This is a genomic window from Bradyrhizobium sp. G127, assembly GCF_021502575.1.
Taxonomy (GTDB): Bacteria; Pseudomonadota; Alphaproteobacteria; order Rhizobiales; family Xanthobacteraceae; genus Afipia.
Genome location: NZ_JAKFGN010000001.1, coordinates 875,809 through 902,189, shown reverse-complemented (window position 1 = coordinate 902,189; position 26,381 = coordinate 875,809). Strand labels below are relative to the sequence as shown.

Sequence of the window (26,381 nt, the reverse complement as noted above, 5' to 3'; positions counted from 1 at the left end):
ACCCATTAGATTTCGAGCGGGGTGCGGTCGCCCGCGTCCGAAACCAAGGCCGGCGAAACGCAATGCGACAGCTCACCAGTACCGGTAATCATGACCGGCAGCAGTTCGAGCACAAGATATTGGACATCAAGCTCCGCGATGCGGTCGAGAGATGCCAGCGCCTCATTGAAGACTTCCGCTTGGCGATTGATGACCTCAAAGCAAACCAGCAGGCGGCCGACAGCACGAACGGCCGCCGGCGAAGGCGTCGTCAGCTTAAGCGTCTTCACAAACTCATAGTTCGACGCTTTGAGTGCCAGATAAGAAGTCGTGTCGGAAAGAAGCTGATAGTCCGGACCGACGATCAGCGGGCGCGGCTGACCATATTTGCGGATCACTTGCATCGCCTCACGCAGCGCCGCGACATTCTTGCGACGCAAACGCGAAGGGGACACTTGGATGCGGGAAAAAGGGATGACCTTCGTATTCAATTTTTGAACCATTTTGGGGCTCCTTAGACCTTGGAGCACCGGCGGACGACGTGCATACAGCTCGAATTGCACGCCTTGAGAGATATCTGCCTGCGCTGCCCGAGATGGTGAGCTGCGCTAATGCGTCTCCATAACGTCCGTAACAGATACGGCCATGGTCCCGAGCGTTTGCCAAAAATCGCGAATTGTCAGGATTGGGCTATGCGGCAGCCAAAAAGAGACTTTGTAGATCGCTATATAGCTGACTCTACTTATAAAATTGGCATCAGGAGACGGGTGAGCCCCTTGTTAATGCCACTATGACGCAAAAAGCGCACATCAACCTCGCGGGACGAAAGCCCCGGACGTATCCACGGCCCTAACCTAAGCCAAATCCGAGAAAATAGTTCCTATTAGAAACACGCGCCGATGGTACCTCAATAAGCCAGCCCCGTTGCAATGCGTTATTCACCTAGTATCTGGCCACGCCGACCAAGCGGTTAAAAGCACCCATGTCGCCCCCGAATTGCACTGTGATTTCCGCGTGCGCAGCTCGGCGAAATTCCTTGAAAACCAGGATCACAGGATGCTCCGTTACCGGCCAACAAAGCCACAAGATTACTCACAATCCGCTCGACTTCAGCGGCGAACGGAGCGTGTGTGGTGGTACGCAAAAAAGGAGCACCCTGATGACCGATGTCGCCGCAAATAACGTGGTCGCCGCACTCGTAACGGAAATCCGCGGCAAGCTGGAAGAAACTCTAAGTATCGCGAAAGCTGCCGAGAGCTGCGCGCGCGATGGCAGCGTGGATCGTGCCGTGCAGATCCTGATGGACTTTGAAGGTCTGGTGCATGAGGCACGGGACCTGTTCAAGGCAGCGCTGACGATCAAACGCAACCTGTTTGCTGAAACCACATAATCACTATCTTTCCCTAACTGGGACCTCCCCCGCCCTCGCATTGAGATCGGCGGGCCGGGTCAGTGGCAGCACCCGATGTTGCCGTTGACCCACAGGAGATCCCATGAACATCCAAAAAGCCAAAGATCCCGCCCGCAAAGGAGGTGTAGCGCGTAAACCCGCCGCCAAGGCACGACAACCATCGAAAGTGAACACGACTCGTTTAGCCAAGGCAGCACGCTCACGCGTTCAAGGCGTCACTGAACAGTCCTCCGCACGTTCCTTCGAAACTGTTCCACATTCGAAGCCATCCAAAGTGCCTCCCGCCCAAGCTCCAGTGGCAAAGCCCGCACGTGAGTCTTCAAAGCAAGCTACCGTGCTCACGATGCTGTGCCAGCCAAAAGGCACGACCATTACCGCCATCATGAAGGCGACCAGCTGGCAGCAACACTCGGTACGCGGCTTCTTCGCAGGCGTCGTCAAGAAGAAGCTCGGTCTCAATCTTGTTTCCGAAGAAAGCGATAAGGGACGGGTTTATCGCATCAGGGATCGCAAGGCCTCTCCTGTTGCGGTCGACAGGCCGAAACAGGCGGCCTGATGCGATGGGCGATAGGAAAAACGGAAACGGTCGTAACACAGTCAAAGTTTCCATTGAGGACGAGACCGCGCATCTGCGCGGTCTCGGCTTCAAGGGCCTCCGCATGCGATGGCAAAGCGTGTTTCAAAGACCCGCCCCTGATCATTTGCCGCGACATCTGTTGTTTAGGATTCTCGCCTATCAGATCCAGGCCGACCGCCTCAGCGATCTTGATCACGAGACGAGAAAAATTCTGGACCGGACCACAGTCAAGGAATCACGGATTGAGCTATCCGCGCGTTTGGCAAGCTCCGATCAGAAACGGACTGAACTTACGCCCGGAACAGTATTGGTGCGGGAATGGGATCGGAAGTCGCAACGAGTGATGGTGACGGCGGATGGGTTCGCGTGGAATGGCAAAACTTATGACAGTCTCACCAAGATTGCCTTCGCAATTACCGGCACCAGATGGAACGGTCCTCGCTTCTTCGGCCTCAGAGACAAGGAAGAATCGGTGACTGAGGCACGATCGTGAAGACGACCTCAATCAAGGCTGTACGTTGCGCCATCTATACGCGAGTCTCGACCGACAATGGACTCGATCAGGAGTTCAACTCGCTGGATGCCCAATACGATGCAGCGTCGTCATATATACAGAGTCAGGCTCATGCCGGCTGGACGCTGATCCGGTCGCGGTATGACGATGGCGGGTACTCCGGTGGGTCAACCGACCGTCCTGACCTGCAACGGCTGCTGGACGACATCCGTGATCGGAAGATTGACGTCATCGTTGTCTATAAGGTCGATCGGTTGACACGATCGCTGGCCGACTTCGCCAAGCTCGTGGAACTGTTTGATGCACACGGCGTATCGTTCGTCTCGGTCACCCAGCAGTTCAATACGACGACCTCCATGGGTCGGCTGACGTTGAACGTGCTGTTGTCGTTTGCCCAGTTCGAACGAGAAGTCACATCTGAGCGAATTCGCGACAAAATCGCAGCCTCAAAACGTAAAGGCATATGGGTCGGCGGCCCCCTCCCCTTGGGATATGCGATGAACGACGGCAAGATCGCGGTCGTCGAGGAGGAGGCCGACCGGGTCAGGACGATCTTCCAACGATACCTTGAACTCGGCGGCGTGCACGCGCTGATGCGGAACCTCAGTGATCAAAAGATCTTCACAAAGTCGAAGCTGCTTGCAACAGGCCAAACGCGTGGGGGAATTCCCTTCGGCCGGGGCTCACTCTGTTATCTTTTGCGCAACAGATTTTATATCGGTGAGGTCACATACAAGAATGAGATTCTATCGGGCGAGCAGCCCGCAATTGTGGAACGAGAGTTGTTTGAAGCGGTTCAGCAGAAACTGACGAGCCAACGATCTCATCGCACCATCCAGCGCAACAAGTCGGACTATTTGCTAACGGGATTGCTATACGATGGTTCCGGCCACCGCATGATCCCTACCCACGCGACCAAAGCCGGCATTCGGTATCGCTACTACGTCTCGTCGCCTCATTTGTATGGGCAGTCAAAAATTGCGTTAGTTGGATCGGTCTCTCGTATTGCTGCAACTCAGGTCGAGGACGCCGTCACCAACGCACTGAATGAACATCTCATTGCGCAAAACGAGAAGCCTCGTTCCGACCCGGCACAAAGGGCCGACCGTAACTCCATCTTGGAGCATGTTGCGCGCATCGATGTGCACACTGATCGGCTGATCCTCACCCTGAAATCGCAGCATCCAGATGGCGACGACGAGAGCCTAACCATCGCTTGGGAGAAGCCGCCATCTCGAAAATTCAAAGAGATCCTGCTACCGCACAATAAATCGAGAGCTGACGTCCGGCCGATCCGCACCGAACGGCGCACGCGCCTTGTGGCTGCCATCGCTCGCGGCCGGCGCTGGCTAAACGAGGTTGTGTCAGGTGAGATCAAGGCGGTCGAAGAAATTGCCGCCCGCGAAAAGTGCAGCGTTCGTCAGGTTAATATGACGATCTCGCTGGCCTTCCTTGCGCCCGCTCTCGTTAAAGCCGCAGTCGAAGGCCGGCTGCCACGTGGCATTGGTGTCGAGCGGCTCCGCGATGCTCCCGCCGAGTGGACCCGACAGTTCGAGGCCCTTGGACTCAACCCGCGATAACTCCCGGCACTCCCCATAAACTGTCTCCAGATTGGAATGCACACGGTCACTCCTGTGCTGAAATCGGCCGTTCTGCCCGCTCCATCTCGAGCCACCAGGAACGGAATTTTCGGATGCAGAGACCGGACGCCCAAAATCGCCCCCAGAGACCGCAATCACCCGCAGAGACCGAAAATGCGAGATGAGAACAGCGGAAATCCCCGCTAAAACAGCCTCTTTGCAGTCGAACCGAAAGAGTGCGGTTCGGGGGAAACTGGGTGGTGGGCGCGACAGGGATCGAACCTGTGACCCCCTCGATGTCAACGAGGTGCTCTCCCGCTGAGCTACGCGCCCTTAAGACCACTGATGCCGGGATGCGTCCCTATATCGGCTTGGACTGCCCCAGGCAAGGACGGGAAGAGGTGTTTTCTGGGTGAATCGGCCCCAATCGCCGGCCGCCTCAGGCCGCCAGCATCTTGTTCACTTCACTGACCAATTCGCGCAGGTGCACCGGCTTGGACAGCACCTTGGCGTTTTTGGGCGCTTCCGAGTCCGAATTCAGCGCCACGGCGGCAAATCCCGTGATGAACATGATCTTGATGTCGGGATCGAGTTCCGAAGCCCGGCGGGCGAGCTCGATACCGTCCATCTCTGGCATCACGATGTCAGTTAGAAGCATTTCAAAAGGCTCTTCGCGCAGCCTCTGATAGGCTGACAAGCCGTTATCGTAGGACGAGACCTGAAAGCCGGCATTCTCCAGCGCTTTCACCAGAAAGCGGCGCATGTCGTTATCGTCTTCGGCAAGGAGAATTTTGTGCTGCATGGCGCTGGTCGTCAAATCCCGTGAATGGAGAAGTCCCCTGCCTTCTATTTGCCAGAAGGGTAGTAAATTTCGGGTGAAGGCGAACTTCCTCTTGGCAGATCGATTAGGTTTGCGGACAATGACGTTAAAGAAAGCACCTGTTTTTCCGGCAAAAAGATGTTGCCCGGACATTTATATCGGCAGCGGCGAGCATAACGCCGCAGGCGAGAATGGCGAGGAAAAGAGGCGGCAATGACGCGGTTCGAGGACGAGTTGTCGCCTCCGTTCGAGATTATCGAGCCGGCCATCTGGCGCGCGCCGATCATCTTCAATTCCCCCCACTCCGGATCGGTCTATCCGCGTGAATTCCTCGCGGCATCCCGCATCGACGAGACGACGCTGCGGCGTTCGGAAGACTCGTTCATGGACGAGATCATCGCGGACCTCACCGGCCGCGGATTTCCCATCGTCCGCGTGCATTTCCCGCGCTCCTATGTCGACGTCAATCGCGAACCCTACGAACTCGATCCGCGCATGTTCGCGGGCCGGCTGCCGAGCTTTGCCAATACCCGCTCGATGCGGGTCGCTGGCGGTCTCGGCACAATCCCCCGCGTGGTCGGCGACGGCCAGGAAATTTATTTTGAACGGCTCGATGTCGAGGATGCGCTCAGCCGAATCGAGGCGCTTTATAAACCGTATCATCGCGCCCTGCGCCGCCTCATCAACAAGGCGCATCAGGCGTTCGGCACGGTGATTCTGGTGGATTGTCATTCAATGCCATCGGTGGGTGTCACGCGCGACGAGCCCGCGCGTCCCGATATCGTGATCGGTGACCGCTATGGTACGAGCTGCTCCGGGCTGTTGCCCGATGCCGTTGAGGAAACTCTTTCGTCGCTGGGATATTCGGTCGGCCGCAACAAGCCCTATGCAGGCGGCTTCATCACCGAACACTACGGCAATCCCGCAAGCGGACTGCATACGATCCAACTCGAGCTCAACCGCGCGATCTACATGGATGAGCGGAGGCGCGAACGCAGCCCGCAATTTCGCAAGGTGGCGGATGATTTCATGGCGCTCGCCGAAACGCTGGCTGCGATCCCGCTCGATAGTCTCGGTCCGTTTCAGGCGGCCGCGGAATAGGCATCTTCCGATCGCGACTCTTTTTTGCGCAGGATCAATGGAAAAGCTGGTGCCACTTTTTCGGAACCATCTGCGCAAGAAAAAAGGGCCACTCGCGAAAGCAAGTGGCCCAAGTCTAGGGAGGAAACGCCCAAGGAGGGCAGCAATAACGCGAGGCGTTATCGCACCGCAACAATATGCAATCGCAGCGCACCCAAGGCAAGTATTTTTAAAGAATTTGTCATGCTTCTACCGCATAACAGACTTGCGGCCCCACAAGCGCGGCCATCAAGGAAATCCATTTAATTACAGCCACTTGAGATGTGATTAACATTTTTTAGAGTGGCAAAAAAGCATAAAACCGCGCCCATATAATGAATCCGAGATACAGTTTTTAAAGAAACATACTGCCGGTTTGGCCCTCCGTTGGAATCAGAGAGGAAGGAATGAACATCCCAACCGGTCCGGTAATGAGCATAAAATTTCGGGTGATTGCTCGGTGGCCGGGGACTTTTATAAGGCCGTGATCGATTCACATTTATATCCCTTACACCTTCGCTCCACCGGCATCGTGCTCGCTTCAAAGGAATCCTCGTGACGGTTATCGACTTCACCGCTTTCATCGGACGACTGGCGACCGCCTCGGGCGAAACCATCCTTCCCTTTTTCCGCACCTCGCTCAGCGTCGAAAACAAGAACAAGGGCCACGATCTCGACCCGGTGACCGAAGCCGATCGCGCGGCCGAAGCCGTGATGCGCCGGATGATCAAGGACAGCTTTCCCCTGCACGGCATCGTCGGCGAGGAGTTCGGATCCGAACGAGCCGACGCCGAATATGTCTGGGTGCTCGATCCGATCGACGGCACAAAATCCTTCATCTCGGGAATGCCGATTTGGGGCACGCTGATCGCCCTCATGCACAACGGCACCCCCGTATTCGGCATGATGCATCAGCCTTATATCGGCGAACGCTTCAGCGGCGATGGCGGCTCTGCGCGCTACGAAGGCCAGTCCGGAAAACGAAAGCTGTCGGTGCGGCGCTGCGCGTCGCTGGCTGACGCGACGCTGTTCACCACGAGTCCTCTGCTGATGAAAGAGCCGGATCGCGCAATGTTCAGACGCGTTGAGCAGGACGTGAAGCTGTCGCGTTATGGCGGTGATTGCTACGCCTATTGCATGCTGGCCTCGGGCCACCTCGATCTCGTCATCGAAACCGAGTTGAAGCCTTACGACGTCGCGGCCCTGATCCCCATCGTCAACGGCGCGGGCGGCATCATGACCACCTGGGAAGGCGGGCCTGCGCAATCCGGCGGCCGCATTGTCGCAGCAGGCGACAAACGCGTTCACGACGCCGCGCTGAAGCTGCTCAATCCGTAACTGAGGCCCTACACCTTCGCAAACGTCTTTAGATGATCTGCCAGTTGCTGCACGGGACGGGGCAATGACAATGGGCCTCGCATGCAGATCGACAGCTTGCGGCTGCTCCATGGATCGGTCATCCGGAGGGCCCTGATCCGGCTGGAGCGGCTGTAGCGCCGTGCAGCCACTTCCGGAATCACAGCAACACCCACCCCGGCCTCAACCATCTGGCAGATGGCATCGAAACTCTTCAACCGCGCCCGCATTCGCAGACGCCTGCCCAATTTTGCCGCGTGGGTAGCGATGTGTCGCTGTAGCGCACTGTCCTCTGTCAGTCCGACAAAGTCGCGCTCTGCAATATCGCGGAATGCGGCCTGACGGCGGTGCCCGATGTCATCATGCGGCGGGACGATCAGCACCAGGCGATCCTCACAGAACGGAAAACGATCGAGACTGTCCGGCAACACCGCATCGACGGCGATACCGATATCGGCCGCGCCGGAAGCCAGCGCGGTGGCGATCTCCACGCTTTCGCGTTCCTCGACATCCACACTGATGGCGGGATATTTCGCAAGAAACGACGACAGCGCTTTCGGAAGATGCTCGGTAGCGCCCGATGTGTTCGCAAGCATGTGGATGCGCGCCTTCAGGCCGCGCGCAAAGGCCGTAAGTTCGCCCTGCATCGTCGCCACCTGATGCAACACGATGCGGGCGTGATCGAGCAGGCTTTCGCCCGCGGCCGTCAGCCGGACGCCGCGCCGCTGCCGCTCCAGCAGCGCCACGCCTAGCGCTGCCTCCATGCCCTTGATGCGCGCGCTGGCCGAGGCCAGCGCCAGCGCCGAACGCTCGGCGCCATGGGTAATGCTCCGCGCCTCGGCGATCGCTACGAACAGCCGCAGATCCACCAAATCGACATGCATGCCCGATCTCCCGTCATGACTTCGTCTTATCCGAAGGCTGTATCCGTAACCTGCAGATTGTGTCGTTTGCCGCTCTCGGTCAATGTGCGCGCCATCATGTCAGATCCGATTCTCCTCATCATCGCCGCGGTCTTCCTGCTCGCCGGATTCGTCAAAGGCACCATCGGCATGGGCCTGCCAACCGTGGCGATCGGCCTGCTCGCAACGCGGATGCCCCCGGCGCATGCGCTCGCCATCGTGATCGTGCCCGCCATCGTTACCAACATCTGGCAGACTTTTGTCGGCCCCTATCTGCGCGACATTGTACGCAGGCTGTGGCCGTTGATGGTCGGCACGGCGCTCGGCATCTGGGCGGGCGCCGGGCTGATGACCGGTCCCTACGCGCGCTACGGCACCATCGTGCTGGGCGTGCTGCTGGTAATCTATGCGATCGTCGGCCTCTCCAAAGCGCGCTTCAGCGTGCCCCGCAAAAACGAGAAGTGGATCGGCGGCATCGTCGGCGTGATCACGGGCGTGATCTCCGCCGCAACCGGCGTGCAGGTGATTCCCTCGATGCCCTTCATGCAAGCCATCGGCATGGAGAAGGACGAACTTGTTCAGGCGCTCGGGGTGTTCTTCACCACGGCAACAGTGGCGCTGGCGTTCAATCTGACCGGCGCGGGACTGCTGAATGCAACGGTTGCCATTCCCGGCGCCGTCGCCATGGTCGCGGCCTTCGCCGGCATGTATCTCGGCCAGCTGCTGCGCTCGCGCATGGACGCCGACACATTCCGGCGCTGGTTTCTGATCGCGATGCTGCTACTCGGCTTCTACCTCGCGGGCGAGATGTTGATGAAGATCAGCAGCGAGATCCCGGGAACGCACTGACCCCGCGTCGTGCGAAAAGCGGTGCCGGACTGCGCGGATCGTGCTAGGCGTTGCACATGATCCGGGTGACGCGCGACATCACAATCGACGAGAAGGACCTCGACATCGCTTTCGTCCGCGCCTCCGGGCCGGGCGGACAGAATGTCAACAAGCTCTCGACCGCCGCACAACTGCGCTTCGACGTCAGCGGCGCTGCACTCGCGCCGGATGTGCTGATACGATTGAATACGCTGGCTGGCCAGCGCATGACGAAAGATGGCGTCATCGTCATTCATGCGCAGCGCTTCCGCACCCAGGAGCGCAACCGCGCCGACGCCATCGACCGGCTGTTGGAGTTGCTGCGGGAAGCCGCCGTTCGCCCGAAGCCGCGCCGCGCCACAAAACCCACCCTGGGCTCGAAAGTGCGCCGCCTGGAAGGCAAAAAGCGCCGCAGCGATGTCAAGGCAAAGCGCGGCGCAACCCGCTATGATGACTGAAATAGCGGGTAAAACACCCCTCTTTGCTCATCACCCTGGCTCGATCCGCAGCTAGAATGCACCCGCAAGCGAATCGCCTCGGAAAGCCATGCCCGTCCGCCAGTTACCCATTCAGATCGTCAACCGCATCGCCGCCGGCGAAGTGGTGGAGCGGCCCGCGAGCGCGGTGAAGGAACTGGTGGAGAACGCCATCGACGCCGGCGCGTCCCGCATCGACATCTTGACTGAGGGCGGCGGGCGCAGGCGCATCGCCATCACCGACGACGGCGCGGGCATGACGCGCGACGATCTCGCGCTGTCGGTGGACCGCCACGCCACGTCGAAACTCGACGACGAAGACCTGCTGCGCATCCGCACGCTTGGCTTTCGCGGCGAGGCGCTGCCTTCCATCGGCGCGGTATCGAAACTCGACATCACCACGCGCCACGCCAGCGAGCCTCACGCGTGGACGCTGAATGTCGATGCCGGCGCAAAATCCGATGTGGTGCCTGCCGCACTGACGGGCGGCACGCGTGTGGAGGTCAGCGACCTGTTCTACGCGACACCGGCGCGCTTGAAATTCCTCAAGACCGACCGCACCGAGGCCGAAGCGGTCCGCGAAGTCGTTCGCCGTCTGGCGATGGCGCGGCCCGACATCGCGTTCTCGCTGTCCGGCGAAGAACGTGCGCCAGTGACGTGGGCTGCGGCCTTGCCCAGCGCGGCGGGACGCCTCACGCGGCTCGGCGATATTCTGGGATCCGACTTCCGTGCCAGCGCCATTGAAGTGCGATCCGAGCGCGATGGCGTTATCGTCGAAGGTTTTGCCGCTGCACCGTCGCTCACAAGGGCGAACGCGCTGGGGCAATATCTGTTCGTCAATGGTCGCCCCGTGCGCGACAAACTGATTCTTGGCGCGGTGCGTGCGGCCTATGCCGACTACCTGCCGCGCGACCGGCATCCGGTGGTGGCGCTGTTCGTGACACTGGACACGCAGGAAGTGGACGCCAATGTGCATCCCGCCAAAACCGAGGTGCGCTTCCGCAATGCGGGTCTGGTGCGCGCGCTGATCGTGCATGCACTGAAAGAAGGGCTCGCCCGCGAAGGCAGGCGCACGGCGGCGAACTCCGACGGCGCGGCGATCATGGCGTTCCGGCCAGGAAACATTCCAAGCAGCATTCCACGCGGCGGCTGGGACTGGCGGCATTCCCCGAATTATCCGGCGTCGCCCACCGCCTTCGAAGGCGCCACGGTGCCGTCCTACGCACAACCTTACGAGGCGAATGTATTTGCCGAAGCGGCGCAGGCAGCTTTCGACACCGGCGCCCCGACGGCCGATCTACGCGCCAACACCATGCCGGCCGGCGATCTGCTGGACATGCCACTTGGCGCTGCGCGCACACAGATCCACGAGACCTATATCGTATCGCAGACCCGCGACGGTCTGGTGGTGGTGGATCAGCACGCCGCCCACGAGCGCATCGTCTACGAACGCCTGAAAGCATCGCTCGAACGCAACGGCGTGCAGCGGCAGATTTTGCTGATCCCCGAAATAGTCGAGATGGACGAATCCATCGTCGAGAAACTTGTGGCACGCGCGAGCGAGCTGGAGAAATTCGGACTCAGCATCGAGTCTTTCGGCCCCGGCGCGGTCGCGGTGCGCGAAACGCCATCGCTGCTCGGCAAAACCGATGCAGCGTCATTGCTGCGCGACCTCGCCGAGCACATGGCCGAATGGGATGAGGCGCTGCCGCTGGAACGGCGGCTGATGCATGTCGCGGCAACAATGGCGTGTCACGGTTCGGTGCGCGCAGGCCGCATTCTTAAACCTGAGGAAATGAACGCACTCTTGCGCGAAATGGAAGTGACGCCAAACTCCGGCCAGTGCAACCACGGCCGACCGACCTATGTTGAGCTGAAACTCGCGGACATCGAAAAGCTGTTCGGGCGGCGATAATTGCCGCGCAAAATCACCACGGCGAAATGGTGACGGACTTCGCTGCAAAAGGCGAAAAGGCGAAGCAAAAGTGGCATCCGGCCGAATTAAGATTCATCGCGCGCTTTGCGGCCGAATTCACTGGACTCGTTACGTCTGAATGAAGGTTCATACAGCGGGGATACGCATCCCCTATGCCGGAGCGCTCGCCTTCAAAAACACAAATTCTGTCTCGTCATACGATCGACGTTCAAGCTCCTCGAAGCCTTCGGCTGCAACGAACGCTCCCTTCGATTCTTCGACCACGACCAGCGCACCCGGCGTCAACCACTTGCCATCGCGCAGCGAAGCGAGTGCCTTGTCGGCAAGAACGCGTTTGTAGGGTGGATCGAGAAACGCCAGCGAGAATGGTTCGACAGGATAGGCTGGACCGAGACTGGTCGCGTCGCGGCGATAGATCTTGGTCACGCCGCCGAGACCCAGCGCCTCGACATTGTTGCGCAACAGCGCCCGCGCCTCCGCGCCGTTGTCCACGAATAGCGTAAAGGCGGCTCCGCGCGACACGGCTTCGATACCGAGCGCTCCGGTCCCAGCAAAAAGGTCGAGCACGCGCGCGCCGTCGATCGGGTTGTCGTATCCGTGCATCAGGATGTTGAACAGCGCTTCGCGCAGGCGATCCTGCGTCGGTCGAATGTCGTTCGATGCGGGCGAGGCAATGTTGCGGCCTCTCAGACGTCCACCGATCACGCGCATCCGAAACGCCCCTCACCCCAATCCTCTCCCCGCAAGCGGGCAGAGGGAGAACAGATCGCCTGCTCAGCCTCCTCCGTCATCCGATATTCAATCCCGCGGCTTCAGGTCGCGCTTGCCTTTATAGCCCCGCGTCGGACGACGGGGCGGACCGTAGCCGCCCGCTTCCTCCTCGTTGCGCGCCCGCGCTTCGTCGCTGCCCGCGCGCGTCACCAGGATGCGGCGGCCTTTGCGGTCGGCGATCAGCCCGCTTTTCGAACCGGCAGGCTTGATGCGGCCCTTGATGCGTTCCTTCGTTCCTTCCTTGGCGCGCGGCGCGTCATCGCCTTCAACCGCGTCCTTCACCGGCTTGTCGAACTGCGCACCGGACATCGCGACGATCTTGTCGCCGAGCTGTTCGCGCAACACCCGTGACTTGATCTCCTCAACCTGGCCTTCCTCGATTTCGCCCAGCTGGAACGGACCGTAGGAAATGCGGATCAGGCGATTCACCTCGAGGCCGAGATGCGCCATGACGTTGCGGACCTCGCGGTTCTTGCCTTCGCGGATCGCGAACACGATCCAGACGTTCGCCGCCTTGTCGCGCTCCAGCGTTGCGTCGATCGAGCCGTACTTGACGCCGTCGACCTCGACACCCTTCTTCAACTCGTCGAGTTGTCCCTGAGTCACTTCGCCGTGGGCGCGCACGCGATAGCGCCGCAGCCAGCCGGTGTCCGGCAATTCCAGCGCGCGGGCGAGACCGCCGTCATTGGTGAGCAACAGCAGGCCTTCGGTGTTGAAATCCAGCCGCCCAATGCTGATAAGGCGGGGCAGACCTTCCGGCAGATTATCGAACACCGTGGGACGGCCCTCGGGATCGTCGTGGGTCGTCATCAGGCCGCGCGGCTTGTGATACAGAAACAGCCGCGTGCGTTCGCGCTCCGGCAACGGCTTGCCGTCGATGGTGACGACGTCATTCGCGGTGATATCCAGAGCCGGCGAGTTGATGACGCGGCCATTCACCGCGACCCGGCCCTGCGTGATCCATTCCTCGGCGTCGCGGCGCGAGCAAAGTCCTGCGCGCGCGACAATCTTGGCGATGCGCTCGCCGCTCTTCTTTTTCTCAGGCACCGCGCGCGGCGGGCGCTTGTCGAAGTCAGGCTTGCGCTCGCGATATTCGCCACGCCCGCCGAAAGCCGGACGCTTGGCGAAGACCTTGCTGTCGTCCTCATTCTCGCGGCGCGGACGGTCGCGTGTTTCGCTGCGCGGATGCTCCTGCCAGTCGCTGCGGCCGCGCGGGACGCGATCCTCGCGTGGCTTGTCGAATCGCGGACGCGAGAAACGCGGACGCTGGCTTGAATCGCGATCCTCCCGCGGTTTGTCGAAACGGGGCTTGTCGAAACGACTTGCATCGTCGCGTGGCGGACGGCTGTCGCGCCGGGCGTCGTCACGGCCGGGAGCACGCTTCTGCCAGGGCTTGTCGCCGCCTCGATCCTCGCCGCGGTTGAAATCCTTGCGCGGACCGCGATCCGGCGCGCCGCGCGCGGGCCGGTCATCGCGGTTGAAGCGCGGACGTTCGTCGCGCTGCGGCCGGTCGTCCCGGTTGAAACGGGCGGGACGCGCATCGCCGCCCTCGCCGCGTGGCGTATAAGGCCGCTTCTCGCCGAATTTCCTGTCCTGGAAACGGCCGGCGCCCGCGCCACGCGGCGCACGGTCGTCACGGTCCCGGGGCTTGAATGGCGGACGGCCTTCTCCGCGATCCTCGCGGGACTTGAAGGGACGCCCCTCGCTCCGATCCCCGCGCGGCTTGAACGAACGTGCTTCGCCGCGATCCTCGCGCGGTTTGAACGAACGGCCCTCGCCGCGATCCTCGCGTGGTTTGAATGGACGTGCGTCCCCACGATCCCGCGAGCCGAAGTCCTTGCGCGGCGCTGGACGATCACCGTCCTTGCGGAAATCATCGCGCTTGCCAGCGTAAGGCTTCGCCCCTGCGCGAGCAGCAAACGGGCGCTTGTCGCCGGCCGGTCGCTTGTCGCCAAACGTCCGGTCACCGAATTTCTTGTCGCCACGCGGGCCGCTCGATCGCGCGGACCGCTCATCCCGCGAAGCGCCACCGCCGCGCCCGCCCGGTCCTCCGGATCGGCCCTTGCCGCCGCCCTTGTAACCTGCGCCAGCTCCGCCTTCACGGCGCGGCGGACGGCCGTTGTTTTTATCGTTATCGCGGGGCATGAATGATCTCTCGGGACGTTGGGCTGAATATGGGGACTGTCGCATCACGTGAAATCAGGCTGACGGCGGACATACACCCTTGTAGATCAGGGCGCTTCTCACGCAAAACCGGCTCTCACGTTTGCTGAAGCCGTCCTACTAACAGAGTTTATCGCCGGAAACGAGGCATGACGGCACGATCTTTCATGGATTTAGCGCTGAAACAGGCCGAAATAGCCGAAAAGGCCGGCGAAGTGCCGATCGGCTGCGTGGTCGTGCGCGATGGCGCGGTGATCGCGCAGGCCGGCAACCGCACCCTCTCCGACCGCGATCCGACCGCCCATGCCGAGATTGTGGCGCTCCGAGAGGCCGCGCGCCTCATCGGCAGCGAGCGCCTGACCGATTGCGACCTCTACGTTACGCTGGAGCCCTGCACGATGTGCGCTGGCGCGATTTCCTTCGCGCGCATCCGCAGGCTGTATTATGGCGCAACCGACCCGAAGGGCGGCGCAGTCGACAGCGGCGTCAGGTTCTTCGCCTCGCCGACCTGCCATCATGTGCCGGAAATCTATCCCTCCGTCGGCGAAAGCGAGGCGGCGGCGCTGCTGACAAATTTTTTCAGGGCGAGGCGGTAGCAACGAACCCGCCGCACTGACTAAAGCGTCATTGCCGGGCTTGACCCGGCCATAAATCTTCTAAGGAATCTTTTTAAGATGGATGCGCGGGTCAAACCCGCGCATGACAAACTGGGCATGGATCACAAATCCAGCTTCATGCCTTCATGGGACGCCTCGAAACCGAGCCGCCGGTAGAAGCGTTGCGCGTCGATCCTCCGCTTGTTGGTGGTGAGCTGCAACTGCTTGCAGCCCCGGGCGCGTGACTTCTCAATCATCGCATCCATCATCTGTTCGCCGATGCCGAGGCTGCGCAGCGAACGATCGACCCGCACACCTTCCACCTTCGCGATCCAGCTTCCGTGATAGGAGATGCCGGGAATGAACGTCAGTTGCAGGCAGCCCATCACCGCGCCGTCCTGATCCCACACATAAAGCGTGTTGTTGGGGTCCGCCGCGATGCTGTCGAACGCGGTGTAATAAGGCGCCATGTCGCCGGAGAAGTCCTCGCGGCCGCGCGCGACTTCGTCGTCCGCCAGCATCTCGACGATGCGGCGGATGTCCTCCCGCCGCGCTTCGCGTAGCGCCATTTCATCTCACTCCGAAAAGAATTTTAACAATGCGTCGCACGTCGCCGCCGGATTCTCCTCGGGCAGAAAATGCCCGGCATTGATGGCGTGGCCGCGCACATCGGTCGCCAATCTGCGCCACCCGTCAAGCGGGCTGCTCGCCGACGCCGCGATGCCTGCGCCGCCCCACAGCGCCAGCAGCGGCACGGTGATCTTGTTGCCCGCCTCGAGATCGGCCTTGTCATGGTCGAAGTCGGCATAGGCCCCGGCACGATAATCCTCGCACGCCGCATGAATCCGCAGCGGATCGCGCAGCGCCGTCAGATAGTGTTGGACCGCGCGCGGATCGAACGGATTGGGCGCGTCTTTCCGGGCCCAGCTCTTGAACGTGCGGCCGAAGTAATCGTCGGGATTGGAGGCGATCAGGTTTTCCGGCAGCGGCGAGGGCTGCGCCAGAAACGCCCAGTGATAGACGCGCAGCGCAAAGCCACGATCCATCTTCGACCAGTAATCGTAGGTCGGCAGGATATCCAGTGTCGCCAGCCGCGACAGCCGGCCGGGATGGTCGAGCGCCAGCCGATAGGCCACGCGGCCGCCGCGGTCGTGGCCTGCCAGAGCAAAATGCACATGGCCGAGCTTTTCCATCGCCTCGATCATCGCCTGCGCCATCGCGCGCTTGGTGAACGGCGTGTGGTCCGCATCGGTCTTCGGCACATCCGACCAGCCGTAGCCGGGCAGGTCCGCGATCACGAGGGTGAATTTTTCCGCAAGCGCAGGTGCCACGCGGTGCCACATCACATGGGTCTGCGGATAGCCGTGCAGCAGCAGCAGCGGCGGCCCCTTGCCGCCGACGCGCGCGAAGATGCGGCCATTGCGCGTGCTGATCCATTCGGAGGCGAAACCGGGAAAGAGATCGGCGAGATCGGACATGGATTAATTCTCCATTCTCTGTCGTTGCCGGGCATAGCCGTTCGAAGAACGGCGTCGCTTCCGCTTGCCTATTACCCGGCAATCCATTTTTTCAAGAAGGATGGATACGCGGGTCAAGCCCGCGTATGACAACCCTTCAATGCAGCAGGCCTCAAGGCCCAGCCTTCTCCCTTGCCACCGCCTGCCAGCCGATGTCGCGCCGGCAGAACCCCTCCGGCCACTTGATCCGGCCGATCGCCTCATAGGCGCGGCGCTGCGCCTCGCTGACGGTTTTTGCCGTCGCGGTGACGTTCAGCACGCGGCCGCCATTGGCGAGAATCCTGTCCCCGTCGGATTTGGTGCCGGCGTGAAAAATCTCGACGCCCTCGACCTTGGCGGCGTCATCGAGACCGTCGATGCGCGTGCCTTTAGCATAGTCGCCGGGATAGCCCTTCGCCGCCATCACCACGGTGAGCGCTGATTCCGGATGCCAGCGCAGATCGAAATGTTTCAGTTCGCCGTCGGCGGAGGCCAGCAGCGCCGGCACCAGATCCGACATCAGGCGCATCATCAGCACCTGCGTTTCCGGATCGCCGAACCGCGCATTGTACTCGATCAGTTTCGGACCGTCCTTCGTGATCATCAGCCCGGCGAACAGCACGCCCTTGTAGGGCATGCCCATCGCGCTCATCGCGCGTAGCGTCGGCAGGATGATTTCGGCCATCGTGCGCTCACGAATGGCGTCGGTGAACACCGGCGCCGGCGAATACGCGCCCATGCCGCCCGTGTTCGGTCCCTTGTCACCATCATAGGCCCGCTTGTGATCCTGCGCGGCGGCGAGCGGCAGCGCGTTGTCGCCGTCGCATAGCACGAAGAACGAGGCCTCCTCGCCCTCCATGAACTCCTCGATCACGGCTTCCGCACCCGGCGAACCGAATAACGCATCGATGGCGGCCTCGGCTTCGGCCAATGTCATTGCGATGACCACGCCCTTGCCCGCCGCAAGACCGTCAGCCTTCACCACAATCGGCGCGCTATGCTTGCGGATATAGGCCTTCGCCGCAGCGGCATCCTTGAAGCGTTCATAGGCGGCGGTGGGAATGTCGTTGGCCTTGCAGATGTCCTTGGTGAAGCCCTTGGAGCTTTCCAGCTGCGAGGCTGCCTTGCTCGGGCCGAACGCCTTGATTCCGGCCGCAGCCAGATCGTCGACAATCCCTGCGGCGAGCGGCGCCTCCGGACCGACCACGACCAGATCGACCTTGTTGGTCTTGCAGAAATCAATCACGGCGGCATGGTTCGCGACGTCCAATGCGATGCATTCAGCCTCCTGCGCAATGCCCGCATTGCCTGGCGCGCACCACAATTTCGTCAGCAACGGCGAAGCCGCCATTTTCCACGCCAGCGCGTGCTCGCGCCCGCCGGAACCGATCAGGAGGATATTCATAGGTTCAAGTTCTTGGGACCAAGGCCGGGATGAGGGTCGAACCGGGGTTTGTGAGATGGTAGAAGGGTTTATCATGACGCTTCACAGCCGCAACCGATTCGACTGAACATGCCCGCCACGCCTGCAGAAATCCTGCCGAATTCACAGGAATATACCGTCTCGGAACTGTCGTCCGCGCTGAAACGGACGGTGGAGAGCGCCTACGAGCATGTGCGCGTGCGCGGCGAGATTTCCGGCTTCCGCGGGCCGCATTCCTCGGGCCACTGCTATTTCGCGCTGAAGGACGAGAGCGCCAAGATCGAGGCGGTGATCTGGAAGGGCGTGCACGGCCGCATGCGGTTCAAGCCGCAGGAAGGCCTTGAGGTCATCGCCACCGGCAAGCTCACCACCTATCCCGGTTCGTCGAAGTATCAGATCGTGATCGAGGCCATCGAGCCCGCCGGCGTCGGCGCGCTGATGGCACTGATGGAAGAGCGCAAGAAGAAGCTCGCCGCCGAAGGACTGTTCGACGAGGCGCGGAAGCAGCTTCTGCCATGGCTGCCGGAAGTGATTGGCGTCGTGACCTCGCCCACCGGTGCGGTAATCCGCGACATTTTGCACCGGCTGGAAGATCGCTTTCCCCGCCGCGTGCTGGTGTGGCCGGTGCGGGTGCAGGGAGAAGGCTCCGCCGAACAGATCGCCGCCGCGATTCACGGCTTCAACGCGCTGGATGAAGGCGGAAAAATTCCGCGGCCCGATCTCTTGATCGTCGCGCGCGGCGGCGGCTCGCTGGAGGACCTGTGGTCGTTCAACGAGGAAATCGTGGTGCGCGCCGCGGCGGAGAGCATGATCCCGCTGATTTCAGCAGTCGGCCACGAAACCGACGTGACCTTGATCGACTTCGCAGCCGACAAGCGCGCGCCGACGCCGACGGCGGCCGCCGAGATGGCGGTGCCGGTGCGCGCCGAACTGTTCGTCGAGATCACGTCGCTGGAGCGGCGCGCCATGCTGTGCTGGCAGCGCGGCCAGGAAACCCGCCGCAGCGAATTGCGCGCAGCGGTTCGCGCGTTGCCGAAAGCGAATGAATTGCTGGATATTCCGCGCCAGCGCCTCGATCGCGCCAGTGCGCAATTGCCGCGCGCGCTGCGCGCCAACGCGCACATCTACGAGCGCCGCCTGTCGGCGATCGGCGGCCGCCTGACCGTCACCACGCTGCGCACGCAGATCGAACGCGGCAAGGAAAAAGTCACGCGGTTGGCGATAAGTGCGCGCCGCTGCGCCGGGTTGCATATCCAGCAACGCGACACCCGCCTGCGCTACGTGTCCCAACTGCTCAATGCGCTGTCCTATAAAGGCGTGCTGGAGCGAGGCTTCGCGCTGGTGCGCGACGAACACGGCCAGCCATTGCATGCGGCGGCCCATGTGGGGTCCAGCCAGCGTCTTTCCATCGAATTCGCCGATGGGCGCATCGGAGCGACCGCGGACGGCAGCGACGTCACCGCCGAGAAACCCAAACCGGCTCCCGCGAAGCCCGCGTCAAAGCGCACCACCGATTTCGGCGTCAAGAAGGTTCAGGGCGACTTGTTCTGAAAAGCCGGCCTTATTTGGGCACAATCTATTCCGAAAACCGGTTTCCCCTTTTCGGGATCGTGCCTATATTCCAGCAATCTCTCCGGACAGCTCCGCCGGACTCCATAAGGACAGTGATCGTGCTTAATAAATTCGGGCCTTCCGGCCAGGGCGAAGCGCAGGTCGAATATCTCGACGGCGACTTCCGCGTGACATCTCCCGGCTCTTATGTCCGTTGCGCCATCACCGGCGAGCATATCCCGCTGGACGAACTGAAATACTGGAGCGTCGACCGGCAGGAAGCCTATGCGACGCCGGAGGCCGTGCTGAGCCGGCACTATCCCGCGCAATTGAAAAAGGCTTGAAAATATCTAGCCTGCCTTCTCGCGCGCGATCGTCAGCCGCGTTGCAATGAAGTCCCGCAACATCGCCTCATCATCGAACGTCAGCGTCACCGGCAAGACGAAAACGTTGTCGGCATGGTGCGCGACGCGCGCGTCGCTGCGGATGCGGGCCATGTCCTTTTCAGTCGTAACCAGCATCAGCGATTTCACCGCCGCATCCGAATTCAATTGTTCGATTTCATCCGGCGTAAACGGATGATGATCGGGGAAGTCTCTCTGCGCGATCACATTCACGCCGCTGTTGCGCAGCGTTGCGACGAACCGCGCCGGATCACCGATACCTGAAAAAGCCAGCACACGCTGGCCGCGCAGCGCCGCGGCTGAATTTTCATCTGGCACGAGGCGCGCACGCAGAACCGGTGCATGGCGTTCGGTCACCGCAACGGCGATGCCGTCAGCGGCCTGCCCCTCGCCGATCACGATCAGCGCGTCGGTCCGCGCGACCTGCGGCTCCAGCGGCGCGCGCAACGGCCCCGCCGGAAACACGTATCCGTTGCCGATGCCGCGCGCCGCATCGATCACGATCAGCGACGCATCTTTCGTCAAAGCCGGATTCTGGAATCCGTCGTCCAGCAGAACAACGCTCGCGCCTTGCGCGCGCGCAAGCGCGGCACCGGTCACGCGATCGCGCGAGACGATCACGGGCACGGACACCGCCATCATTAGGGGCTCGTCGCCGACATCGGCCGCACCGTGCGAGGTTGGGTCAACGCGGACAGGGCCTTCGATCGTTCCGCCGTAACCGCGGCTGACGACAAACGGGTCCTCGCTCATGCTCCGCAGGATTTTCACCAGCGCGAGGGCGGTCGGCGTCTTGCCTGCGCCGCCCGCGTGATAATTGCCGATGCAAAGCACAGGAATTCTGGCGGACACGCCGGCGCGCGCCATGCGCCGCGCACTGACCGCGCCGTAAATCGCGCCGAGCGGCGACAACAACCGCGAAACGAACGATGGCGGCCGATACCAGAAGGCCGGCTCACGCATCCAGCGCTCCCGCTTCCAGCCTCAACTGCAACAGGTAGGGCTCCAGCGCGCCGAGGGTCTTGTCCAGCGCGCCGCCGAGCTTGCCGACCACCATTTCCGCAGCCCCCACCGACCGCTGCCGCGCAATCGGATTGACCAGCAGATGTCCGAGCGAGCGGACAAAATCCTCGCCGGTCTCGGCGCGGAAGGCTCCGCCGGCCTGATCGAGCGCGTCGTAGATGTCGTCGAAGTTGAACACATGCGGTCCGTGCAGGATCGCAGCGCCGAGCTTGATGCCTTCGATCGGATTCTGTCCGCCGTGTGCCACCAGCGAACCGCCCATGAACACCACCGGCGCGATCCGGTAGAACAATCCCAGTTCGCCCATCGTATCCGCAACATAGATATCAGTCGCGCGGCCCGGCATTTCATCCTGGGAACGCAGACCGACCTGCATTCCAGCCGCCGCCAACATCCGCGCGATGGCCGCACCGCGATCCGGGTGACGCGGCACGATCACGGTCAGCAATTGCGGAATCCGCGGCGCCAGACGACGGTGCGCGTCGAGGATGATTTCGTCTTCACCGGGATGCGTGGATGCCGCGACGAACACCAGCCGGCGATGCGTGGCCTCCTTGAGGCGTTCCAGTTTTTTCACGTCTGCGGGCGGACCTTCCACGTCGAGCTTCAGGTTGCCGGATATCACGACATTGGGACAACCCAACGCGGCGAAACGCTCGCCGTCACGATCAGACTGCGCCAGGCAAAGCTCGAAACATTCCAGCAAAGAGGAAATCGTACCGCGCAATTTCTGCCAACGCGGGAACGAGCGCGGTGACATGCGACCGTTGATGATGACCATCGGAATGCGCCGTTCGGCGCTCGACAGGATCAGGTTGGGCCAGATGTCAGATTCAATGAAAAGCGCGAGGCCCGGCTTCCAGTGATCGAGAAACGCCGAAACAAAGCGCGGCGAATCGAACGGCACGTATTGATGAATGACGTCCGGCGGAAACCGCCGCGCGACGATGGCCGCAGATGTCACCGTGCCGGAAGTCAGCAGGATGCGGATATTCATCGCCCGCAGCCGTTCGATCAATCCGGCGGCCGCCAGCACCTCGCCGACGCTCGCACCATGAATCCAGATCAGCGGGCCCGCCGGACGTTCGGCGCTCGCAATGCCGCGACGCTCGGCTATCCGCTCGGGATCTTCCTTGCCCTGTTTCAACCGCCGCGCGATCAGCGGACCCGCGAGCGGCATAGCAAGGGCGGACAGCCGCCGATACGCCGCAAGCGTTGCGGGTAGCGCGCTAGGCATGAAGTCCCTCGTCTGTACGTCCGACCAGTTGATAGGCGCGGCGCGTGACCTCGTTCAGACGCTCTTCAAGCTGCAGGCGCAGCGTCTGCATGGTCTCTGTGTCTGCGTCCGGCGGCACCCAGATAATCTCACCCGCGGCAATGACTCCGCGCCCGAACGGCAAGTGAATGACGGAGCGGTCCCAGTTGTTGAGACGCTTAAACCGGCTGGTGGCGATCGCCACCGGCAGGATCGGCCGGCCCGACTCGCGCGCCAGCATGATAATGCCGAGGCCAGCCTTGCGCGCGACCTTCGGCACATCCGCAGTCAGCGCCATGTTGATCTTCTCGTCCAGCGTCCGCAGCATCATCTTGAACGCGCCGACGCCGCCTTTGCGGTGAAACGCCGTTCCGTGATCGCCGGAGCCGCGCACGGTCCCGACGTTGAGGCGTTCCGCCGCGATCGCATTGATCTCGCCATCGCGATGGCGCGAGATCAGCACCTTGGCAGAATACTGCTTGAGTTTCAGGAACGGCATCATGAAGTGCTGGCCATGCCAGAATGCGATGATGACCGGCATATCCGGCTCGACGTTCTTGTAAACCTCAGGCGGATCAAGCGTGAAACGGTTGGTCAACCAGACGAAGCGCAGGAATTCGGCCGCCGTGTAACCCACAGCATGCTGCAGCCAGCTCGAACGGCCTAGGTTTCGGAGCAGTTTCTTCAACGGGTGGACTTCACATCTTGCCCGGGATCGAGCAGCCGGTGGAGATGGACAATGAAATAACGCATATGGGCGTTATCGACGCTCTGCTGCGCCTTCGCCTTCCAGGCCGCATAAGCCGCGGCGTAGTTCGGAAAGAGGCCTACGACCTCGACCTTGTCGAGATCCTTGAAAGTCACATGATCGAGGTCGAGAAGTTCGCCGCCAATGACAAGATGGAGCAACTGCTGTTGCACAGTTTCGGACATGAATCACATTCCCAAAGCGATGACCGGCACTTCTGATTGAAGCACCAAACCAGTGATCCGGCTCTGACATTCGTACCATATCTCGCAGACACTTTAGGAATGTGAGAGCAGAGGATCACTAGAATTATTATTATCCCGGGTCCTTTCGTATTCGACGTTCGTTCGGAGACGCGGCAAAGTGAAACGAACGTCGACTACGGGACCTTGGCATGCAAGCACTACAAAATCGGGTTTTCCCGAAAGTGCTTGACGATATGCGCGTGGCGCGCACGTCCCGCCGCCACCAGCAATCCATGACGAACGTCGGTCTGATTGTAAACCATCCGTTCGCCGGCCAGCGTGGTCATTTCCCCGCCCGCTTCGTGCACGATTAAATCGGCGGCGGCAAGATCCCAATCGCGGCTATGCCCGCCCGCAAACGCGGCATCAAGCCGCCCTTCCGCCACCCGCACCAGCCGCAACGCCAGCGATCCGATCCGGGGATGCAGGCTTTCGCCTTCCCGCATACCGCCGAGGCGCTCGACCAGCGGCTTCGGCCCGGCAATTTTCGGAAAATCGATCGCAGCCCCGGGCGCAGGCGCCACAGGTGCGCCGTTCAGCGCGGTCCCTCGCCCGCGCGTTGCAAAAAAGAACTCGTCACTTGCCGGCGCAAACACCGCACCCAGCACCGGCAGGCCATCGGCAACCAGCGCGATGGAGACCGACCAGTCTTCCTGCCGCGCAAGATAGGCCCGGGTGCCGTCGATGGGATCGACGATCCATGTCAGCGGTTTTCCGAGGCGCGAGGGATCGTCGGCGCTTTCTTCCGACAGCCATCCATACTCTGGCGTCGCTGCGCGCAGCCGGGTCTCGATCAGATCGTTGACGGCGATGTCCGCCTCGGACACCGGTGACGACTTGCCCTTGGTCCAGCTTTTCAGCTCGGTGCGGAACAGACTCAGCGCCAATGCCCCGGCTTCGCGCACCACATCCGCGAGCAAAGCTGCATCGCGCGTCAAGGCTTCGCCGCGGATAATATCGAGATCAGCGTCCGGCAATCGTCAGTCCCTCGATGCGAACGGTCGGGGCGTTGACGCCGTACTTGAAGACGAGGTCGTTGGCCGGAGTCATCGATTTGAAGATCTCAAGCAGATGGCCCGCGATGGTAACCTCGCTTACGGCATAGGTCAGTTCGCCGTTCTCGATCCAGAAACCGGCAGCGCCCCGGCTGTAATCACCGGTGACGCCGTTGACGCCGGACCCGATCAGGTCGGTAACATAGAAGCCTTCCTTGATGTCGGACATCAGTTCTGCAGGCGTGGCCTTACCTGCTTCGAGATGCAGATTATACGGTCCCGGCGACGGCGATGACGAAACGCCGCGATGGGCATGTCCCGTGGTGGCCATGCCGAGTTCGCGCGCGGTCGCGGAATCCAGCAGCCACGTGGTCAGCACGCCGTCGTCGATGATCGCCTGCTTCTTTGTTACAACGCCTTCGGCGTCGAATGCCTGCGACCGCAGCCCGCGCACCCGCAGCGGATCGTCGATGATGCGGATGCTCTTGTCGAACAGTTGCTGGCCGAGATGATCTTTCAGAAAACTGGTCTTGCGCGCGATCGATGCGCCGTTCACCGCGCCGATCAGATGACCAACCAGCGATCCCGCCACGCGCGGATCGAACACCACCGGCACCTTGCAGGTTGCGACCTTGCGCGGATTGAGCCGCGCTACTGTGCGTTCGCCCGCCAGACGCCCGACACTCTCAGGCGACGCCAGATCAGAGACGTGAATCGCCGAGGTGAAATCGTAATCGCGTTCCATGCCGGTTCCTTCGCCGGCAATGGCGGTCACCGAGATGCCGTGGCTGGAGCGCAGATAGGAACCATGAAAGCCGGTTGAGGTGACAAGCACCATGCCACCGATGCCGGCGGACGCCGTCGCGCCGTTCGATTTCGTCACGCCCTTGACCGCGAACGCCGCCGCTTCCGCGGCCTGCGCGCGGCGTTCAAGTTCGCTCACCGACGGCACCTGCGGATCGAGCAGATCGAGCTCTGGAAAATCTTTCGCCAGCAGCGACGGATCGGCAAGGCCGACATACTCATCGTCCGGCGCGACCTTCGCCATCGCCACCGCGCGCTCGGCGAGCCTGGCAACACCGTCGCCGCTGATGTCGTTGGTGGAGATCACCGCCTGGCGTTTGCCGACCAGCACCCGCAGGCCGACATCGTCACCTTCCGAACGCTCCGATTCCTCAACCTTGCCATCGCGGATCTCGACGCCTTGCGAGATGCCGCGCACCGCGACCGCGTCAGCAGCATCCGCGCCCGCGCGCTTCGCCGCTTCCACCAGTCGCTGCGCCAGCGTGCTCAGCGCGGTCTGATCGAGAAGCCCGGATGTTGTTGATTTTTGCGACGGCGATAATGACGCGTTTGGTGAAGAGTTCACGAACAAATTCCCGAGGCTTGAAGGCGAATGCAACATATTATGAGATGTGCCTGTTTTACGCGGACTTCAAGCGTTTTCGCGGCCCGCAGCCAAAGATATTTCGGGGGCCTGCAAGGTCTCGTCAAGCATCCGCACGAACCTCTCGTCAATCATGAGAACTGAAGCAATGCCGGTGAGACACGATTAACCAGCCTTCTTAAGCGGATTCGGACACGGCTCTGGCATCGTCCTCCCATCGACCGGGAACATAATTCCGGCGTGGGAGATAAAATCTTGAGGCGTCAATTCGGAGTCGGCGGGGTGCAACCCGTCGGGTCGAGCTGCATGTTGCAGCTCGACCCCCATTCTTTGCCGGTCAGCTTTGAGGCGCGCGATGGCCGCGCCGATGGCGGCGTCAGGCATATCGAAATCCATCGCGAACGCGTCACCGTGCGCCGTGCCGTCGGCGGCATCCGCATGGCGATCAATGTCCGTGTCAGCGAATTTCTCGGCATCGCCTGCCGCGAAACCAACGACGGACGCGCGCTGATTCTGGTTCACCGCGATCCATCGCTGTCGGTGCCGCTGCTCGTCACGACAGACGAATTGCAGCTCGATCAGGCGTGGCAGATGTGGGGCGATATGTTCGCGCTGCCGCAGATCGAGGATGAAGCAGGTGACGCTCGTCAACCCGCTCCGCGCCGGCGCCGCCGCAATGTCATCAAGGATCGCCGTCCGAAATTTCTCGTGCGCCGCAAGGCAGGTCGAGCTGCAATGGAGCCGCCGATTTATCGCGGCGAGCGCGAGATCATCGCGCGGTATTGAA

The 26,381-nt window shown here is 61.5% G+C and carries 27 protein-coding genes and 1 tRNA gene; 13 read left to right on the top strand and 15 right to left on the bottom strand.

Annotation, left to right across the window (positions count from 1 at the left end; translation table 11 throughout):
• Positions 1 to 5: 5 nt before the first annotated feature.
• Complete coding sequence (locus LVY71_RS04330) at positions 6 to 482, bottom strand: ParB N-terminal domain-containing protein (protein WP_184086149.1); 477 nt, start codon at positions 480 to 482, stop codon at positions 6 to 8.
• Between the two features lie 656 nt (positions 483 to 1,138).
• Between LVY71_RS04330 and LVY71_RS04325 the strand changes: the two genes are divergently transcribed.
• The 4 genes from LVY71_RS04325 to LVY71_RS04310 all read left to right on the top strand — a co-directional run bounded on the left by LVY71_RS04325 (position 1,139) and on the right by LVY71_RS04310 (position 4,061).
• Positions 1,139 to 1,369 carry a hypothetical protein gene (locus LVY71_RS04325; RefSeq protein WP_184086151.1) on the top strand — a complete coding sequence of 77 codons (231 nt, stop codon included), beginning with the start codon at positions 1,139 to 1,141 and terminating at the stop codon, positions 1,367 to 1,369.
• A 103-nt stretch (positions 1,370 to 1,472) separates the two neighbouring features.
• On the top strand, positions 1,473 to 1,946 hold the full coding sequence (locus tag LVY71_RS04320) for a DUF3489 domain-containing protein (protein WP_184086153.1): 474 nt from the start codon (positions 1,473 to 1,475) through the stop codon (positions 1,944 to 1,946).
• A 4-nt stretch (positions 1,947 to 1,950) separates the two neighbouring features.
• Positions 1,951 to 2,460: a DUF2924 domain-containing protein gene (locus LVY71_RS04315; protein WP_184086155.1), complete on the top strand. Its 510-nt coding sequence runs from the start codon at positions 1,951 to 1,953 to the stop codon at positions 2,458 to 2,460.
• Positions 2,457 to 4,061: a recombinase family protein gene (locus LVY71_RS04310; RefSeq protein ID WP_184086157.1), complete on the top strand. Its 1,605-nt coding sequence runs from the start codon at positions 2,457 to 2,459 to the stop codon at positions 4,059 to 4,061. Before LVY71_RS04315 ends, LVY71_RS04310 begins: the two co-directional genes overlap by 4 nt.
• Before the next feature lie 258 nt (positions 4,062 to 4,319).
• Here the strand turns inward: LVY71_RS04310 and LVY71_RS04305 are convergent.
• Positions 4,320 to 4,394: transfer RNA gene (locus LVY71_RS04305), tRNA-Val, on the bottom strand.
• Positions 4,395 to 4,500: 106 nt separating this feature from the next.
• The gene (gene cpdR / locus LVY71_RS04300; protein ID WP_002713397.1) at positions 4,501 to 4,863 is read right to left on the bottom strand and encodes a cell cycle two-component system response regulator CpdR; all 363 of its coding nucleotides are present in this window, start codon (positions 4,861 to 4,863) and stop codon (positions 4,501 to 4,503) included.
• A 231-nt stretch (positions 4,864 to 5,094) separates the two neighbouring features.
• Here cpdR and LVY71_RS04295 point away from each other — a divergent pair, with 231 nt between their 5' ends.
• Positions 5,095 to 5,982 carry an N-formylglutamate amidohydrolase gene (locus LVY71_RS04295; protein WP_235098517.1) on the top strand — a complete coding sequence of 296 codons (888 nt, stop codon included), beginning with the start codon at positions 5,095 to 5,097 and terminating at the stop codon, positions 5,980 to 5,982.
• 573 nt (positions 5,983 to 6,555) lie between these two features.
• Complete coding sequence (hisN, locus tag LVY71_RS04290) at positions 6,556 to 7,338, top strand: histidinol-phosphatase (RefSeq protein ID WP_235098515.1); 783 nt, start codon at positions 6,556 to 6,558, stop codon at positions 7,336 to 7,338.
• 8 nt (positions 7,339 to 7,346) lie between these two features.
• Here hisN and LVY71_RS04285 read toward each other — a convergent pair whose 3' ends face one another.
• On the bottom strand, positions 7,347 to 8,240 hold the full coding sequence (locus LVY71_RS04285; RefSeq protein WP_235098513.1) for a LysR family transcriptional regulator: 894 nt from the start codon (positions 8,238 to 8,240) through the stop codon (positions 7,347 to 7,349).
• A gap of 96 nt (positions 8,241 to 8,336) precedes the next feature.
• On the opposite strand from LVY71_RS04285, the gene LVY71_RS04280 reads away from it, so the two are divergent.
• The 3 genes from LVY71_RS04280 to mutL all read left to right on the top strand — a co-directional run bounded on the left by LVY71_RS04280 (position 8,337) and on the right by mutL (position 11,516).
• Positions 8,337 to 9,107 (top strand): sulfite exporter TauE/SafE family protein, encoded by a 771-nt coding sequence (locus tag LVY71_RS04280; protein ID WP_235098511.1) that lies wholly within the window; start codon positions 8,337 to 8,339, stop codon positions 9,105 to 9,107.
• A 56-nt stretch (positions 9,108 to 9,163) separates the two neighbouring features.
• Positions 9,164 to 9,583, top strand: a complete 420-nt coding sequence (gene arfB / locus LVY71_RS04275) for an alternative ribosome rescue aminoacyl-tRNA hydrolase ArfB (RefSeq protein ID WP_235098509.1) — start codon at positions 9,164 to 9,166, stop codon at positions 9,581 to 9,583.
• An 88-nt stretch (positions 9,584 to 9,671) separates the two neighbouring features.
• Positions 9,672 to 11,516: a DNA mismatch repair endonuclease MutL gene (gene mutL / locus LVY71_RS04270; protein ID WP_235098507.1), complete on the top strand. Its 1,845-nt coding sequence runs from the start codon at positions 9,672 to 9,674 to the stop codon at positions 11,514 to 11,516.
• 171 nt (positions 11,517 to 11,687) lie between these two features.
• On the opposite strand, the gene rsmD is transcribed toward mutL, so the two are convergent.
• Positions 11,688 to 12,248, bottom strand: coding sequence for a 16S rRNA (guanine(966)-N(2))-methyltransferase RsmD (gene rsmD, locus LVY71_RS04265; protein WP_235098505.1), 561 nt, complete (start codon positions 12,246 to 12,248; stop codon positions 11,688 to 11,690).
• An 87-nt stretch (positions 12,249 to 12,335) separates the two neighbouring features.
• Positions 12,336 to 14,453: a pseudouridine synthase gene (locus LVY71_RS04260; protein WP_235098503.1), complete on the bottom strand. Its 2,118-nt coding sequence runs from the start codon at positions 14,451 to 14,453 to the stop codon at positions 12,336 to 12,338.
• A 167-nt stretch (positions 14,454 to 14,620) separates the two neighbouring features.
• On the opposite strand from LVY71_RS04260, the gene LVY71_RS04255 reads away from it, so the two are divergent.
• Entirely contained in the window at positions 14,621 to 15,067 is a 447-nt protein-coding gene (locus tag LVY71_RS04255) for a nucleoside deaminase (protein WP_235098501.1), read from the top strand.
• 122 nt (positions 15,068 to 15,189) lie between these two features.
• Here LVY71_RS04255 and LVY71_RS04250 read toward each other — a convergent pair whose 3' ends face one another.
• The 3 genes from LVY71_RS04250 to purD all read right to left on the bottom strand — a co-directional run bounded on the left by LVY71_RS04250 (position 15,190) and on the right by purD (position 17,968).
• A complete protein-coding gene (locus LVY71_RS04250; RefSeq protein ID WP_235098499.1) occupies positions 15,190 to 15,636 on the bottom strand; it encodes a GNAT family N-acetyltransferase in 447 nt (148 codons plus the stop codon).
• Between the two features lie 6 nt (positions 15,637 to 15,642).
• Complete coding sequence (locus LVY71_RS04245; RefSeq protein ID WP_235098497.1) at positions 15,643 to 16,545, bottom strand: alpha/beta fold hydrolase; 903 nt, start codon at positions 16,543 to 16,545, stop codon at positions 15,643 to 15,645.
• Between the two features lie 151 nt (positions 16,546 to 16,696).
• Positions 16,697 to 17,968: a phosphoribosylamine--glycine ligase gene (purD, locus tag LVY71_RS04240; RefSeq protein WP_235098495.1), complete on the bottom strand. Its 1,272-nt coding sequence runs from the start codon at positions 17,966 to 17,968 to the stop codon at positions 16,697 to 16,699.
• Between the two features lie 108 nt (positions 17,969 to 18,076).
• Between purD and xseA the strand changes: the two genes are divergently transcribed.
• Complete coding sequence (gene xseA / locus LVY71_RS04235) at positions 18,077 to 19,537, top strand: exodeoxyribonuclease VII large subunit (protein ID WP_235098492.1); 1,461 nt, start codon at positions 18,077 to 18,079, stop codon at positions 19,535 to 19,537.
• Positions 19,538 to 19,656: 119 nt separating this feature from the next.
• Positions 19,657 to 19,881: a DUF2093 domain-containing protein gene (locus tag LVY71_RS04230; RefSeq protein ID WP_235098490.1), complete on the top strand. Its 225-nt coding sequence runs from the start codon at positions 19,657 to 19,659 to the stop codon at positions 19,879 to 19,881.
• A gap of 6 nt (positions 19,882 to 19,887) precedes the next feature.
• Here the strand turns inward: LVY71_RS04230 and lpxK are convergent, their stop codons facing one another.
• The 6 genes from lpxK to LVY71_RS04200 form a co-directional block, all read right to left on the bottom strand.
• On the bottom strand, positions 19,888 to 20,904 hold the full coding sequence (lpxK, locus tag LVY71_RS04225) for a tetraacyldisaccharide 4'-kinase (protein ID WP_235098488.1): 1,017 nt from the start codon (positions 20,902 to 20,904) through the stop codon (positions 19,888 to 19,890).
• Positions 20,897 to 22,201, bottom strand: coding sequence for a 3-deoxy-D-manno-octulosonic acid transferase (locus tag LVY71_RS04220; RefSeq protein WP_235098486.1), 1,305 nt, complete (start codon positions 22,199 to 22,201; stop codon positions 20,897 to 20,899). Before LVY71_RS04220 ends, lpxK begins: the two co-directional genes overlap by 8 nt.
• A complete protein-coding gene (locus LVY71_RS04215) occupies positions 22,194 to 22,907 on the bottom strand; it encodes a lysophospholipid acyltransferase family protein (protein WP_235098484.1) in 714 nt (237 codons plus the stop codon). Before LVY71_RS04215 ends, LVY71_RS04220 begins: the two co-directional genes overlap by 8 nt.
• Complete coding sequence (locus LVY71_RS04210; protein ID WP_235098482.1) at positions 22,904 to 23,152, bottom strand: DUF4170 domain-containing protein; 249 nt, start codon at positions 23,150 to 23,152, stop codon at positions 22,904 to 22,906. Before LVY71_RS04210 ends, LVY71_RS04215 begins: the two co-directional genes overlap by 4 nt.
• A 218-nt stretch (positions 23,153 to 23,370) precedes the next feature.
• Positions 23,371 to 24,189, bottom strand: coding sequence for a 3'(2'),5'-bisphosphate nucleotidase CysQ (locus LVY71_RS04205; RefSeq protein WP_235098480.1), 819 nt, complete (start codon positions 24,187 to 24,189; stop codon positions 23,371 to 23,373).
• Positions 24,176 to 25,576, bottom strand: coding sequence for a TldD/PmbA family protein (locus LVY71_RS04200; protein ID WP_235098478.1), 1,401 nt, complete (start codon positions 25,574 to 25,576; stop codon positions 24,176 to 24,178). The genes LVY71_RS04205 and LVY71_RS04200 overlap by 14 nt, the downstream gene beginning before the upstream one ends.
• A gap of 273 nt (positions 25,577 to 25,849) precedes the next feature.
• On the opposite strand from LVY71_RS04200, the gene LVY71_RS04195 reads away from it, so the two are divergent.
• The gene (locus LVY71_RS04195; protein ID WP_283842502.1) at positions 25,850 to 26,380 is read left to right on the top strand and encodes a DUF6101 family protein; all 531 of its coding nucleotides are present in this window, start codon (positions 25,850 to 25,852) and stop codon (positions 26,378 to 26,380) included.
• Position 26,381: the final 1 nt, after the last annotated feature.

Bases quoted from the DNA above. Each gene is read 5' to 3' on its own strand.
- LVY71_RS04330 (WP_184086149.1), bottom strand. From the start codon at position 482: ATGGTTCAAAAATTGAATACGAAGGTCATCCCTTTTTCCCGCATCCAA.
- LVY71_RS04325 (WP_184086151.1), top strand. From the start codon at position 1,139: ATGACCGATGTCGCCGCAAATAACGTGGTCGCCGCACTCGTAACGGAA.
- LVY71_RS04320 (WP_184086153.1), top strand. From the start codon at position 1,473: ATGAACATCCAAAAAGCCAAAGATCCCGCCCGCAAAGGAGGTGTAGCG.
- LVY71_RS04315 (WP_184086155.1), top strand. From the start codon at position 1,951: ATGGGCGATAGGAAAAACGGAAACGGTCGTAACACAGTCAAAGTTTCC.
- cpdR (WP_002713397.1), bottom strand. From the start codon at position 4,863: ATGCAGCACAAAATTCTCCTTGCCGAAGACGATAACGACATGCGCCGC.
- LVY71_RS04295 (WP_235098517.1), top strand. From the start codon at position 5,095: ATGACGCGGTTCGAGGACGAGTTGTCGCCTCCGTTCGAGATTATCGAG.
- LVY71_RS04285 (WP_235098513.1), bottom strand. From the start codon at position 8,240: ATGCATGTCGATTTGGTGGATCTGCGGCTGTTCGTAGCGATCGCCGAG.
- LVY71_RS04280 (WP_235098511.1), top strand. From the start codon at position 8,337: ATGTCAGATCCGATTCTCCTCATCATCGCCGCGGTCTTCCTGCTCGCC.
- arfB (WP_235098509.1), top strand. From the start codon at position 9,164: ATGATCCGGGTGACGCGCGACATCACAATCGACGAGAAGGACCTCGAC.
- mutL (WP_235098507.1), top strand. From the start codon at position 9,672: ATGCCCGTCCGCCAGTTACCCATTCAGATCGTCAACCGCATCGCCGCC.
- rsmD (WP_235098505.1), bottom strand. From the start codon at position 12,248: ATGCGCGTGATCGGTGGACGTCTGAGAGGCCGCAACATTGCCTCGCCC.
- LVY71_RS04260 (WP_235098503.1), bottom strand. From the start codon at position 14,453: ATGCCCCGCGATAACGATAAAAACAACGGCCGTCCGCCGCGCCGTGAA.
- LVY71_RS04255 (WP_235098501.1), top strand. From the start codon at position 14,621: ATGACGGCACGATCTTTCATGGATTTAGCGCTGAAACAGGCCGAAATA.
- LVY71_RS04250 (WP_235098499.1), bottom strand. From the start codon at position 15,636: ATGGCGCTACGCGAAGCGCGGCGGGAGGACATCCGCCGCATCGTCGAG.
- LVY71_RS04245 (WP_235098497.1), bottom strand. From the start codon at position 16,545: ATGTCCGATCTCGCCGATCTCTTTCCCGGTTTCGCCTCCGAATGGATC.
- purD (WP_235098495.1), bottom strand. From the start codon at position 17,968: ATGAATATCCTCCTGATCGGTTCCGGCGGGCGCGAGCACGCGCTGGCG.
- xseA (WP_235098492.1), top strand. From the start codon at position 18,077: ATGCCCGCCACGCCTGCAGAAATCCTGCCGAATTCACAGGAATATACC.
- lpxK (WP_235098488.1), bottom strand. From the start codon at position 20,904: ATGCGTGAGCCGGCCTTCTGGTATCGGCCGCCATCGTTCGTTTCGCGG.
- LVY71_RS04220 (WP_235098486.1), bottom strand. From the start codon at position 22,201: ATGCCTAGCGCGCTACCCGCAACGCTTGCGGCGTATCGGCGGCTGTCC.
- LVY71_RS04210 (WP_235098482.1), bottom strand. From the start codon at position 23,152: ATGTCCGAAACTGTGCAACAGCAGTTGCTCCATCTTGTCATTGGCGGC.